Raw genomic sequence first — 13,100 nt, 5'->3', positions numbered from 1 at the left:
AGGCCGACCGGAACGCGCGGGACATTTTGGAGAAAATGCCAAGATGCCGTGGCGCTCATGAGGAAAAGCGCCCCAGAACGGAGGTGAACACGAAGACGTCATATCTCGGAGGGCATCTGGTGATAGAACCGACATGTAACGATACGCATCGACCGCACGGGAGCCGGCATGGTGTCAAAGGTCTCGTACCGCCCTTTCGATGAAACCGATTTCGACGAGCTCGCAGCCATCATGCAGCTCCATTGGCATGCGAGAAGCGCCAACGACGCCTACAACTACCTCGAGGCGTGCGACGATCTGGCCTACTGCCTCTCCACCTCGACGTTTTCCCAGGTCGCACGTATCGACGATACGCCATGCGGCATCGTGCTGGCACGCGCCGGCACCGTCGACGGCAGCTGGGAGAGGCGCTGGCTCAACGCCTCGGGCGATTTCATGGAACAGATGTGCGCGATCGACCCGGACGCCCAGCGGCGCTATCGCGACTTCATCGAGGCGTCCGTGCGCGTCAACGAGGACATGATCGGCCGCGCGGGCATCAACACCGATAGCGAGATCACGCTGCTCGCCGTGGCTTCGACGGCGCAGCATCTGGGCATCGGCTCCGTGCTGCTCGATGCCGCCTCCTCCTACGTGGCATCATGCGGGTTCACGGAGACGTACCTGTGCACCGACACGGACTGCACCTGGAAGTTCTACGAGCAGCGCGGGCTCAAGCGCATCGCGACGCACCGCGCGACACGCGAGGAGCGCCACCTGCTCCCGCGCGAGATGTACCTCTATAGCCTGGACCTCTCGAGCTGAGCAGCGACGCGCCGGGCGTCCCATAGCGGATAGGGGCGCCCGGCGCAAAAGCAGGCGATCGGCGCTTTCCTAAAACGTGCCGCCTCCGCCACCGCCGACACCGCCGCCTCCGCCGACGGAGAAGCCGCCTCCCGTGCCCGCCCCCGAGCTGTCGAGGCTCGTCGCGACCTCTGCCATGGATGCCGTCTGGACCTCGTTCATCTCGTGCGTCGGCGCATGCAGGCGGCCGTGGGGATAGCACCACCAGTAGATCGGGTAATAGTAGCCGCCGTATGCGTCCTCGCGCAGGTCGCGCGGAACGGCATCGGCGAGCTGGCGCAGCACCTCGTCGGACACGCCCAGGGCGACCGCCATGACCAGCAACTTGTTCCACAGCACCAGATCGCCCGGAACCGCCTCGTTCAGGCGCGTGAAGTCCTCGAGCCACCGCTTGAGGGCCTCGCAGCGCTCGCGCAGCTCAACGCCCTCCTGCGAATACACGCGATACGTCATGGCGACGACGACGGCCACCACGAGCAGGGCCATCGAGATGATGAAGGCCGGAAGGTTCGCGAGGTCGGTCGCGAAGAAGAAGACGAGCGACGCGATGAACAGCGCGGCGGCGATGCCCACGGCGACCGCCTTGAACGAACCGCCGTCGGTGCGAACGAGCATCCTCGTCTCCAGGGCCGCCCGGATCTCCGCCTTCATGTTCTCGACGCGATCGTTGTAGCCCTCAGCGTCATCGGCCGCGGCATCTTTCATCTGGTCGAAGCGCATCTCCGTGACCCCGTCCGCAGCATCGCCGAAATACAGGTCGAGCGCCGCGCGGTCGATGGGAGCGGTCGCGGCATCGCGATCGACCAGGTGCAGCCGGTACTCGTCGCGCTGCTTCGTGCCGAACAGCCCGTCCTCCTCGATCGTCTGCACGTCGAGGGAGATGACGCGGTCGTCGGTCAGCTTCATGAGCGTCGCCACGAACGCGCGGTTCGGCACGTCCCCGTCGTCCATGAACGTCGCGATGACCGCGGGGTGATCGGCAGACGGCACATCGCGGAAATAGGTCTCCTGGAACACCGGCTTGGGGCTGCGCCCGCGCGTGTACTTGAGGTAGCCGATAATCGCGAGAAACAGCGCGGGCAGGCCGACCTGTGCGACGTTTCCCGCAGCGAGAACGGTGCGCGCCTGCTCGCGGCGCGCGTTCGCCTCCTCGGCCCATGCCTGTTCCTCGTCGAGGATCTTGTCGAGGCGGATCTCGGCAGAAGCCTGCAGGGTCGGCACCCACGATAATGGGAATGCGGCGCGAACCTCGGCGAACTCTCCCTCATGAACGCGCGGCACCGCGCAGCGAACGGCATGCGCGGCCTCGTCGATGGCGACCGTGCCGTCGAGCGGGCCGTGCGCCCACGCGTGCAGGCTCGATCCGTCCGATACCGAAGATGCCGAGGCGCCGGCGAAATCAACGGTCAGCTCGACGTCGCAGGAGTCCTCCTCCCAATCCGGGCCGACGAACTGCCAGTACAGCTCCGCGGTGTCGACCCAGGCCATCACGGCGCCCGTCATACGATAGGAGACCGTGACCTGCGCGGTGTCGCCGTCTTCCTGGGGCGTGAAGACCTTGAGCTCCAGCCCGTCCTCGGACGTCGACACGGTATACACGCCGCTCTCGCCTGCCTCGGCGCTCTGCGCGGGAGCAAACGGGATCGTGGCGCCGTCTTCGGCAACGGAGACGTCGGAGATCTGGACGGAAGATTTAACGCCCTGCTCGTTTTGGGAGGTGGGGATCGTCCAATACACGCCGTTGATGTCATCGTCGAACTCGAACGTGCGCGTCTCGGTCACCGCAAGCGTGCCGTCGGGCTGGACCGTCGCGTGGATGCCGACGGCGGGCATCTCGAAGGAATCGGCATAGGCCGCAGCGGGGACCAACATGCACAGGACGCACGCCACCGCCGCGAGCACATGACGGGCGCGCAGGCCAACGTGGCCGGAAACGATGCTCATAAGCAGGCCTTTCAAGTAAGGAACGCTCTCGTTTGAGCATATTGTACCTAGAGTGCGCAGCGCCGCGAAGGGCGTTCATGTCCGTGTGAGAGGGTATACTTTGTTCGACGGCGCGAACATGACGATTTGCGCCCCGACTGCGACGTTGATAAGGAGACGATGCACATGGCAATCAATGAGAAGGTCGCCGAGGTTCTCGAGGACCAGATCAACAAGGAGCTCTATTCCTCCTACCTGTACCTCACCTTTGCCGATTACTACGAGGATCGCGGCCTCAAGGGCTTTGCCAACTGGTACGAGATCCAGGCCAAGGAAGAGATGGATCACGCCATGGCGCTGCGTCGTTACCTGCTCGACAACGACTTCAAGCCCACGATGAAGGCCATCGCCCAGCCCGACAAGACCTTCGACAACGACCTCGCCCCGCTCGAGGCCGGTCTTGAGCACGAGGAGTACGTGACGAGCCTCATCCACCACTGCTACGAGGTCGCCCACGAGGCCCACGACATCCGCGCCATGCAGATGCTCGACTGGTTCGTGAAGGAGCAGGGCGAGGAAGAGGCCAACGCCCGCGACATGATCACGAACATGAAACTGTTCGGCTGCGACCCCAAGGGTCTGTACGACCTCGACCGCGAGTACCAGACCCGCGTCTACACCCAGATGACCGCGCTGCCGCTGTAAACCACGGCAATCTGGCGGTTCTCGGACCGAATGCCCCTGCAACGGATGCCGCTGCAGGGGCTTTTTCGGCTCTGCGCGGCCTGGGGCGACCGGGGCGCGGCTCAACCCCGCACCCACGCCACCGCGCAGCGAGCGCGATGTGAACCCGGCACCGCCCGGTGGGGAAACCTCACCGCAAAAGCGCAGGAAAACGGGGGTTATTATATTTTCAGAATGAATTTGGTATCAACTCAGCAAGTATGGATGGGAAACGGCCATATCTGACAAGCCTTTGACCTGCGGTTTCTTCGTTCGGCCGGTTCCAGAGGCCCCGGGAAGGGCCTCGGATTCGCCCTGAAGCGGCCCTTTTAGCCCGTGAGTTGATACCAAATTCAAAATGAGACATCCGCGTACGTTGGTAAAAGGTTTTAGCAAGGTGCGGTTTTGCACCCGGGCGGATACAACGTCCTCCCCGCGCGTTCCGGACCGCCCTCACGGCAGATTCGCAGCGACAGAATCGTCCGACACCTCATTGATCCCGCTCATTCATGAATGAAAGGAGGCATTATAAGCGTTTGCCCAGGATTCCATTGTTTGACACCTCAACTATTTCATGAATGAACGGATCGGTGTTGTCGTTGCGCGAAAATGTCACCCCTCCGCCTCGCCGCCTCGTCCCATCCCCCAAGCAGTCCCGAAGCCTCAAGACAGAACGGACTCCGAAACAAAGCGTTCAAACCAGGAAGGCAAGCAGAGTTAATAAGCCGCTGCAGCTCAGCGGTCTTCCTGCACGGCTGTTACAATGCTCGCAGAAAAGAATTCACGGGTAAGGAGCAGCATGTTTTGCCAGCATTGCGGAGCACGTGTTCCAGACGACGCCAAATTCTGCACCAAGTGCGGCACGCCGCTTCGAAGCGCCGCACCGCAACCGGTCCCACAGCCGGTCGTCATCGCCTCTGAAAAAGTGCCGGTCAACCCCGTCAACTCCTACTCCGACCAGACGCACGCGACACCGAAATCAAAGGCGCCCATGGCCGCTCTGGTGACGATAGCCGCCGCCGTGTTCATCATCGGCATCGCGGGACTGGTGACAGGGGGCTTCGGTCTGTTCGATAGCACCCAGGTAACGACGGTGGAGGAGCAGCCCGCCGACACCGCATCCGAGGCGGAAACCCCCGTCGAGCCCGAGGCACCCGTGACCCCCAGCTCCATCACGATCGACCTGAACCGCACGTCCGACTACCAGGAACTCAACGTCTTCATCACGAGTTTCTGCGAGCTCGCCTCGGGATTCAACGTACAGGATCACTTCAACCGCGACGAGGAGCTCAGCGTGCCGCAGCAACAGGATTTGATTCTGTTCATGCAGCGCCACATGTCCTACAACGCCAATCCGTATCTCGAGGACGTGGACGCGAGCGACCCCATGGCGGAGCTCGGGTACACCAAACGCGTCGACATCAACTACTTCAACAGCCTCATGAGCCGCTACGTGGGCCTCACCTTTACCGACCAGCAGCTCACCACCGGCGGCAGCGAGGTGCGCGACGGCTGGTACTACTACATTGACAACGAGGGGACGAGCTACCCCATCCAAAACGTAGCGGTCGTAACATCGGTGACCGACCAGGGGAACAACCGCTACGAGGTCGCCTTCGATGTGTACAAGCCGACAACGTCGCGCATCCCGGCAGAGATCTCTCAAGACACGCTGGGCCTGCCGCTGACTGACATGCTGGACGCGCTCGGCGCCAGCTCAGACGTTGTCTACAGCGGCACCGCCATCGTCGACGCACGCTACGATGACGACGGCAACCTGGCGTTCACGCTCTACCAGATGGGAGCGTAACGTCTGGCCCCGCCGTTGAGAACGGTTGCAGATGACAGATGCCCGGGGCGGAAATCATTTCCGCCCCGGGCATCGATGATTAGGTGACAGTTGTCTTTACGCGGTCGCAAGCACTCCTGCGTCCACAGCGTTCTTCATCATCGCGGCCATCTCGGCGCGGGTGATGTCGCGCGCACCCTGGAGACTGCGGGTGCCGTCGGGGTTCTCGACGCCGTTGACGACGCCGGCCTCGACGGCCCAGGCGACAGCGCTCCTGGCCCAGCCCGAGACCAAGTCGGCGTCGGAGAACCCGTCGAGCACCGAGGCGTCGACGCCCTCCAGGTCGGCGCCCATGGCCTTGGCGACCACGGAGCAGAACTGCTCGCGGGTGAGCGCGTCGCCCACGCCGAAGGCGCCCGCGCCCTCGTAGCCGGTCATGATGCCGTTCTCCACGGCCCAGTTCACGGCGTCGGTGTACCAGTCCTCCGACACGTCGGAGAGGCCGGAGCCGGGGGCGCCGGGCTCGCCGCCCAGGTAGTTGTAGAGGACGGCCGCCGCCTGCTCGCGGGTGAGGACGTCGTCGGGGCCGAAGGTGCCGTCGTCGTAGCCGTGGAAGACGCCGGCCCCGATCGCCCAGTCGACGGAGTCGTGGTACCACTCGTCCTGGTCGATGTCGGGGAACGCGTGCGTGCCGCACAGCTCGCCGCCGTCGCAGCCGAAGACGACCTCGACCTTCGCGCCGCCCTCGGGCATCTCGAACGTGACGTTGCCGTCCTCGTCGGTCGTCGTCTCGACGCGGTTGCCCTCGGAGTCGGTCACGACGACGTTGCGGACCTCCTGGCCGAGCTCGGGCTCGCACACCACGGTCGCCGTCTCGCCGGCGGGGACCAGCTCGACCTCGACCGAGCCGCCCCCCCTTCGTAGAGGCGTCAAACAATCAATACTGCAGCCCAGTCCGCCGTCAGTCCTCCTCGGCGCGCAATGCCGAGCGCAGCCTCGAGAGGGTCACCGGGGTCATGCCCAAAAACGTTGCGATGTGACGTCCGGGAACGATGTCGACCACACCGGGGAACTCCTTCAGGAACCACAGGTAGCGGTCCTTGGCCTTGCATTGGCTGACCACGCGCTTGATCGCCCAGTGATAATCCCACGAGCGCAGCAGCAGGAGATTGTAGAGCCTGTTAAGGCCGAGACTCGTTTCAAGCAGATCGATGATGCACTTCATGTCGATCATGAGGACGTCGATGGCGCTCACCGCTTCGAGAAACACGGGCGAGGGGGTCTGGAGACCCGCCGCGGGGGTAAGCACCTCGCCGGGGCGCCACGCGATGCAGTCCGTGGCGTCCTTGCCCGCAGCATCGATGTAGTACCCACGCGCCACGCCAGATATCAGAAGCGTCACCGCCGTCGGAACCTCGCCGACCGAAACGAGCTGATCGCCCTTCCCAAAATGTTGAATGCGCGAAGCAGCGGCGAGGGCAGTGACATCCTCGTCACTCAAAAGGCCGGATCCAATCGCCCGAATAGCCTTCTCTATGCTCTCCCGACCAGTTGTCGACTCGCTCACGCTCTTACCTCCCAACCCGATGTGGGTATCATTGTGCCGTATCGCACTTCCCGACGCATTAGCAGACGACAATACGACCCAGCGAAAGTACACGCAATGGAACTTGTACCATCTAACAACACGTTAATGTATCACACGCCTGTCGGACGCTTCGCCCCCTCCCCTTCGGGCCGCATGCATCTGGGTAATATCTTCTCGACGCTGGTAGCCTGGCTTTCCGTGCGTTCCCAAAACGGTCGTATGGTCCTGCGCATCGAAGACCTCGATCCTCGATGCTGCGACCCCAAACGCGCGCAGCAGATTATAGACGACCTCCGATGGCTCGGGCTCGATTGGGACGAAGGCCCCATCTACCAGCATGATCGCCTCGACCTGTACCGGGAAGCGACCGCCGAGCTTCACACGGACGGCCTCACCTACCCCTGCTTCTGCACGCGCGCGGAGCTCCATGCCGCCAGCGCACCGCACGCAAGCGACGGCACGCCCGTGTATGCAGGTACGTGCCGCAACCTGACCGCACAGCAGATCGAAGAGCGGCAGCGGGTCCGCCCGGCGGCGCTGCGCCTGCGTGTACCCGATGCGGACGACCCCGCGGGAACCATCTCGTTTGTCGATCGCGTCTACGGCACCCAAACGGAAACGCTCGCCCATGACTGCGGCGACTTTCTCATCCAGCGCAGCGATGGCGTGTACGCCTACCAGCTGGTCGTCGTGGTAGACGATGCGGAGATAGGCGTTACCGAGGTCGTGCGCGGCCGCGATCTGCTCTCGTCCGTGCCGCGCCAGATGTACCTGCAACGGCTGCTCGGCTTCGCGCAGCCTGCCTACGCCCATGTGCCCATGCTGATCGCCCCCGACGGGCGCAGGCTCTCCAAGCGCGAGCACGACTGCGATATGGGCGAGCTCAAGCGCGCATTCGATACGCCGGAGCGCCTGCTGGGGCGGCTCGCCGGCGCAGCGGGCATCGCCCCTGACTCAGCCCCGCGCTCGGCCGAGCAGCTTATCGATATCTTCTCATGGGACGCCATCGCCGCCCATCATGCCGACATCGTCATCGACGGCTCGCTCTTCGAGTAATCGCAGAAGCGCGCCGGGGCTTGGACAGTCGGGAAGGCGGGCATGTTGTGCAGGCTCGACGCGTGTGCAAATTCTTCTTGCATAGGTACGCATCTGTGCGCTAATATTAGCGTCACTGTTCCGGAGAGCTGACCGAGAGGCCGAAGGTGCTCGCCTGCTAAGCGAGTATTCCCCACAAGGGAATCTGGGGTTCGAATCCCCAGCTCTCCGCCAGTCGAAGCTACAAGCCCGTTACCCTTGCGGTGGCGGGCTTTTTGCTGTCGAGGGCGCTGGGGATTCGAACCCGGGAGGGCCCCATGGTGAGCAAAGCGCGAAAGCGCCTTTGCCAGCATGGGTCGCAAGGAGGCCCGCAGGGCCTCCGCAGCGGAGGGCCGCAGCGAAGCGGTGGCCCGGATCCCCAGCTCTTCCAGCCAGAGCCGCGGGCTCGCCGCCGCGAGGACGACGGACGTTTTCGCCTAAACGCGCACAGAAGCCTTCATCCCCGACGTGTCCCCAAAGAGGCTCGGCAATTCATGAAAAACCTAACCCGGCTTCGACATTTCCCCAGGAAAGAACTGATTGCCATCCTACTTTTTCATGAATCTGCAAGGCCAACGGAAGTGCGGCAGGAATCCTGGAGCGCCGAAGCAAGCATCCAGCGCGTGACGCTACTCAAAGAGCAACGACCTGCTGATCACACCGAGCTCATCTTTGCCGTACATCCGCCACATCGCGTAGACGCAACGCGCGGCGAGGTACAGGAAGCCGGCATCCATCAGCTGGACCGCCGCATCCGCCACCTGGCTGTACAGTTCGTCGGTCGGCGGAATCGGCACGCCCGCCGCCTTGGCGATCGTCACCGCCTCCGCGAACCCGAGGGGCTCAGCCAGCCCCATCCGGTTCATGAGCTCGCGCGCCTCCTCTTGCGCCACCGCGGCAATCTGCTCCCCCGCAGGCACCAGTCGATAGCACGCGAGCGCCGTCAGCTTGTCGCCCTCGTTCCAATAGGCAAAGGCCAGCCGATAGAACAGATACGCTATGGCATCGCGGTCGTACGCAGCCCGCAGCCCGTGCTTAGCGACATCGATGACCTCATCGAACATCTTCTGGCGCGCCAGCGCGCTGATGAGCGTGAAATGCGCCTGCATCGACGTCGTCGCCATGTCCAGCAGCCGCCGGGCCTCGAGAATCGCCTGCTCGACCGCCCCGCAATTGAGGTACATCGAACAGAGCTCGTACTGCGCGAAGAAGAGCGCGTCGGGTGCACGCAGCACGCGAACCGATGGATCGTCGATGAACAGGGGCAAAAGGATGCGCCCCAGATGGTTCTCGCAGAACTGCGTTCGAACCGGCCGGTCCTCTTCCAGCTCCGCGACGGCGCACGCCGTCTGCATCTCATCGATAAAGGCTCCGAGCTTTGCCTCCGCCTGCGCCGGATCGAGAGGGCCCTCCCCTTGGAGCTGCGCGAAGCGCATGACGAACTCATCGTCCTTGTCCTCAACGACCTCGAGCTCTCGCGCGAAATCCGCGTGCAGAAGACCGCGAAGCGCCTCGGGCAGTTCGCGCGCATCATCACGGGGCGCGGCGATCCGCTCCGGCGCGGCGATGCGGCGAAAGCGCTCAGAGGTCTCCGAGGCGCGAAGCGCGCACGCAGCACCTCCCGTCGCCAGCGGAACGCCCACCAGCTCGAGAGCCTTGGGCAGCAGATCGACCATAAAGGCGGTCCTATTGAATGCATACGACCTATAGGTCTGCCCAATAGGATCGTGCTCCTCCACCAAGCAGTTCGAGATCGTGGGGCTCGCCGCAAAGGCCGCAGCGGCAAGCACCATCACGATGCGGCATCCATACTCAGCGGCCGCACGCTCCCTCGCCCCATCATCGACATCGGTCCACGAGGAGGACTCCTCGTCGTACAGCGAGCTCGGCATCGACGTCGCGGAGATCTTGGTGAACTGCAGGGCGATGCGGTGAGACTCCTCGCAGTAGTCAAAGCGGTACTCCAGGCGAACCAGCAGGTTGAGCCCCTCGCAGAGCTCCGCCACATGCATCCTGACGTCCCATTCGCCGCCAGGCTGGCACGCGACCGTGCCGGGCGCATTCCAGGAGCAGCGCGGCGCGTGGTCGCCCTCCCGGATCAGCCGCCCGACATGGGAGGTCACCTCTTCGAACCCCATGCGGTCGAGCAGCGAGCACGCTTCCTCGGAAGGCGACGTGCTGGCAGGTGACAGCCCCACGCCGATTCTCTTGAGCACCGCCAGCACGCGGTTGAGCCGAGACTCGACCCCGTAGAGGAACACCACGTCTTCGGGTGACATCGCCTCGTGGTTGAGGTTGATGTAGAACCCGTCCATGTTCTCGATATGGGCGAGGCTCACCTCGCCCACCGTCACCAGCGTGCGCAGACGAGCCAGGTCGATTTCCGAGAACAGGCTGTGGGAGAACTTCTCGATTCCCGAGGGATGCTCGTTGCGCTCGATACGGAACAGGAGCGCTGAGATCGCGTCGGTGAGAAGCGCCTCGCGAAAGCCCTTGAAGATCTCGACCGGCGCCGCCAGCTGCTCAGTTCGCGGAACCGTTGCCTCACCCGCATCATCCGTTGCAGACACGTGGACCGCCGGTGCATGGAAGACGCAATGGCGCAAAAACATCGTTGCCATGAACTCGCGATAGACCAGGCTGTGCTCGGTATTCCACGTCGCCTCTTCCGCAACCTCGCGCATGGTGCCCGCCGTGGACCCCCGAAACGCGCTCGTATGGACCAGACGCCCGTTGTCGGACTTGACGTAGACGTCGCCGACACGGTTTCCCCGCTCGCGCACCAATATAAGGCACGCGTCTTCGTCGGCGGGGACATCGTCGGAGGGCGCAAGCGCCCGGTACACGCGCCCGTCGCCGCTCACCAGGCCCATGATCTTGGCGCGGGAGCGCTCGATGAATTGAACGATGTAGCACACAAAGCCCTGAGGGATAGGGCATGCATCCCACACGATGCCGAACACCGTGCCCGACGGCTGCTCGGGAAGCACGGGAAGGCGCTTGCGACGCGCCAAGAACGAAAGCCTGATCGTTGTCCCCGTCTCCATAGCCACAGCCTCTTCCACGCTTCTCGCACACGCCCGTTTAACGCCTTGTATCCCATTGTGAGCGCATTTTTACACGCTGCATCGACCTTTTCGGCGACAGGCGAGGCATGAGGGCCCCGCAAGCGCAAGATGTCCCGTCTGGCGAAAGATCTCGATGGGAGTCACGCGACTCTTTATACCCGCAGCTCCGAACTCGGGTTTCGCAAGGCATACATAACAAAAAAGGTGCTCCGAAGAGCACCTTTCAATCTCAACTGGTGCGGCGTACAGGATTCGAACCTGTGACGTTCTGATTCGTAGTCAGACCCTCTATCCAGCTGAGGTAACGCCGCAACGCGAGGTATATAATGCTCTCAGAGGGCCCATGAGTCAAGCGCGAATCCCACTTTTCTGAAAATATTTTTTGCCATGCTCAACTACCTGCGAAAACAAGATACATCTCGTCTGTGGCGTTCTTCACAATTGCATCAAACTCTAGGGAAGCACCGATCAATCGCTTCCGCGCACCGCGATCCCGAGACGCACGAAAGCGCGAATCCGGCACCTCCCTATCGGACGATCCTCGACTCGCTTACGGTATAGGGCACTCCGCGCTCCTTCAAGCACTCCCGCAGCCGCATCGCCCCGTCGTAGCCGGCAAACCGAATCTGAAGCGCAGCGGGAAGCTGCTCCGCGGCGTCAAGCTCCAGCAGCGCTGCGAGCGCCCGAACCCCTTCGGCATCGATGCTCATCTCCACATCATGGGGCGTCTCCTCAAAGCACCACCGCGTAAGCGGTCCGGCACTCGTCTGCCGCACGCGCAGCGACCCCGCATGATCGATGATGCCCTCGATATGCAGCCGCTCCTCATCCGGACCGCTTTCATAGAGCAGAACCCTCGTCTCGTGCCGTTCGTCCATCGCTCCTCCTCTATCGAACATGTGTACGCTCTTACTGTACCATAGAATAAGAACATGTGTTCGTGTTTTTGAAAGATTGCAATCTTTCTCAGCGCAGAGGTGCTAGGATGCTTTGGGCACCCGTACCCTGGACGATTGGAAGCTTTCATGGCATTTCCCGTGTTAGATATGCACTGCGACACCGCCGACCGCATCGCCTGGCCCTCACTCGACCCGCTGTTTTACCAGCGTGCGGGCCATGCGCAGTTCAATCCCGATGACCCTGCCGCCGCCGAGGACACCGCGCTCGACGATAACGGCTGCCACCTCTCACTCAACAAGATGGGGGATATCCCGTGGGCGCAGTGCTTCGCCTGCTTTATCTACGACGAGTTCTCCCCCGAGGAGTCGATCGCGTTCTACCGTCACGTCATGGGCCATCTCGACGATGAGATCCGTGCGCACGCCGACCGCATCGCGCAGGCGCGCACCGCGGCGGACATCCGCCCGCGCCTGGAATCGGGCGGGCACGTGGCCGTGCGCACCATCGAGAACGCGCGCCTGTTCGCCGCCGATCCGGACCTCGTCGGCGCGCTTGCAGACGAGGGCGTGCTCATGGCCTCTTTGAGCTGGAATGCGCGCGGTCCGCTTGCAAGCGGCAACGACGCGCCCGAGGCGGGCGTCACCGAGCTGGGAGCCGAGATCATCCGCCATATGGAAGACGCACGCATGGTTCTCGACGTGTCGCACCTCAACGACACCTGCTTTGCAGACGTGCTGCGCCTGACGACGCGCCCCTTCGTCGCCAGCCATTCGAACAGCCGCGCCGTCTGCGGGCATCCGCGCAACCTCACCGACGCCCAGTTCGCCGAGATCCGCGACCGCGGCGGCGTGGTGGGCCTCAACTACTGCCCCGACTTCCTGCGCGACGACGCCTCGTCCGTCGAGCCCACGTTCGACGACCTGTGCCGTCACGTTGAGCACTGGCTCGACCTGGGCGGAGAGAACTCGGTCGCCCTCGGCAGCGACTTCGACGGGACGGACCTGCCGTCCTGCATCTCGTCTGCCGCCAAGACGCCCGAGCTTCAAGCGGTCTTTGCCGAGCGCTTCGGCGAGGAGATCACGCGCAAGCTGTGCTACGAGAACGCCCTGTCGTTCTTCGAGCGCTGGGGACGGTAACAAAAGCCCGATAACCCCGCGGCGCCCCCGCCATCGGGAGCGCTGCAGCCCTCTTC

General features: G+C 63.3%; 10 protein-coding genes and 2 tRNA genes. 6 read left to right on the top strand and 6 right to left on the bottom strand.

Annotated elements, in window-relative coordinates; genetic code table 11:
• Positions 1 to 168 precede the first annotated feature (168 nt).
• Entirely contained in the window at positions 169 to 804 is a 636-nt protein-coding gene (locus tag B5F74_RS03965; RefSeq protein WP_087200194.1) for a GNAT family N-acetyltransferase, read from the top strand.
• A 69-nt stretch (positions 805 to 873) separates the two neighbouring features.
• Here the strand turns inward: B5F74_RS03965 and B5F74_RS03960 are convergent, their stop codons facing one another.
• Entirely contained in the window at positions 874 to 2,787 is a 1,914-nt protein-coding gene (locus tag B5F74_RS03960) for a DUF2207 domain-containing protein (RefSeq protein ID WP_239283342.1), read from the bottom strand.
• Positions 2,788 to 2,952: 165 nt separating this feature from the next.
• On the opposite strand from B5F74_RS03960, the gene B5F74_RS03955 reads away from it, so the two are divergent.
• Together B5F74_RS03955 and B5F74_RS03950 are read left to right on the top strand one after the other, a co-directional pair.
• The gene (locus B5F74_RS03955; protein ID WP_066828831.1) at positions 2,953 to 3,471 is read left to right on the top strand and encodes a ferritin; all 519 of its coding nucleotides are present in this window, start codon (positions 2,953 to 2,955) and stop codon (positions 3,469 to 3,471) included.
• 817 nt (positions 3,472 to 4,288) lie between these two features.
• Positions 4,289 to 5,299, top strand: a complete 1,011-nt coding sequence (locus tag B5F74_RS03950) for a zinc ribbon domain-containing protein (RefSeq protein ID WP_143753769.1) — start codon at positions 4,289 to 4,291, stop codon at positions 5,297 to 5,299.
• Between the two features lie 96 nt (positions 5,300 to 5,395).
• Here B5F74_RS03950 and B5F74_RS03945 read toward each other — a convergent pair whose 3' ends face one another.
• Positions 5,396 to 6,211 carry an S-layer homology domain-containing protein gene (locus tag B5F74_RS03945; RefSeq protein WP_087200190.1) on the bottom strand — a complete coding sequence of 272 codons (816 nt, stop codon included), beginning with the start codon at positions 6,209 to 6,211 and terminating at the stop codon, positions 5,396 to 5,398.
• A 28-nt stretch (positions 6,212 to 6,239) separates the two neighbouring features.
• On the bottom strand, positions 6,240 to 6,779 hold the full coding sequence (locus B5F74_RS03940) for a Crp/Fnr family transcriptional regulator (RefSeq protein ID WP_087200188.1): 540 nt from the start codon (positions 6,777 to 6,779) through the stop codon (positions 6,240 to 6,242).
• A gap of 192 nt (positions 6,780 to 6,971) precedes the next feature.
• Between B5F74_RS03940 and gluQRS the strand changes: the two genes are divergently transcribed.
• Together gluQRS and B5F74_RS03930 are read left to right on the top strand one after the other, a co-directional pair.
• Positions 6,972 to 7,922, top strand: coding sequence for a tRNA glutamyl-Q(34) synthetase GluQRS (gene gluQRS, locus B5F74_RS03935; protein WP_255375104.1), 951 nt, complete (start codon positions 6,972 to 6,974; stop codon positions 7,920 to 7,922).
• Positions 7,923 to 8,044: 122 nt separating this feature from the next.
• Positions 8,045 to 8,135, top strand: a tRNA-Ser gene (locus tag B5F74_RS03930).
• A gap of 434 nt (positions 8,136 to 8,569) precedes the next feature.
• On the opposite strand, the gene B5F74_RS03925 is transcribed toward B5F74_RS03930, so the two are convergent.
• From B5F74_RS03925 to B5F74_RS03915, 3 genes are all read right to left on the bottom strand, one after another.
• Positions 8,570 to 10,987 (bottom strand): hypothetical protein, encoded by a 2,418-nt coding sequence (locus B5F74_RS03925; protein ID WP_087200184.1) that lies wholly within the window; start codon positions 10,985 to 10,987, stop codon positions 8,570 to 8,572.
• 255 nt (positions 10,988 to 11,242) lie between these two features.
• Positions 11,243 to 11,319, bottom strand: a tRNA-Arg gene (locus B5F74_RS03920).
• 216 nt (positions 11,320 to 11,535) lie between these two features.
• On the bottom strand, positions 11,536 to 11,886 hold the full coding sequence (locus B5F74_RS03915) for a hypothetical protein (protein WP_087200182.1): 351 nt from the start codon (positions 11,884 to 11,886) through the stop codon (positions 11,536 to 11,538).
• Between the two features lie 147 nt (positions 11,887 to 12,033).
• Between B5F74_RS03915 and B5F74_RS03910 the strand changes: the two genes are divergently transcribed.
• A complete protein-coding gene (locus B5F74_RS03910; RefSeq protein ID WP_087200180.1) occupies positions 12,034 to 13,044 on the top strand; it encodes a membrane dipeptidase in 1,011 nt (336 codons plus the stop codon).
• The last annotated feature ends 56 nt before the right edge of the window (positions 13,045 to 13,100 follow it).

It is taken from the genome of Collinsella sp. An271, assembly GCF_002159695.1.
Lineage (GTDB): Bacteria > Actinomycetota > Coriobacteriia > Coriobacteriales > Coriobacteriaceae > Collinsella > Collinsella ihumii.
The sequence above is the reverse complement of the archived record's forward strand: the minus strand, read 5'-3'. Positions and strand labels throughout refer to the sequence as shown.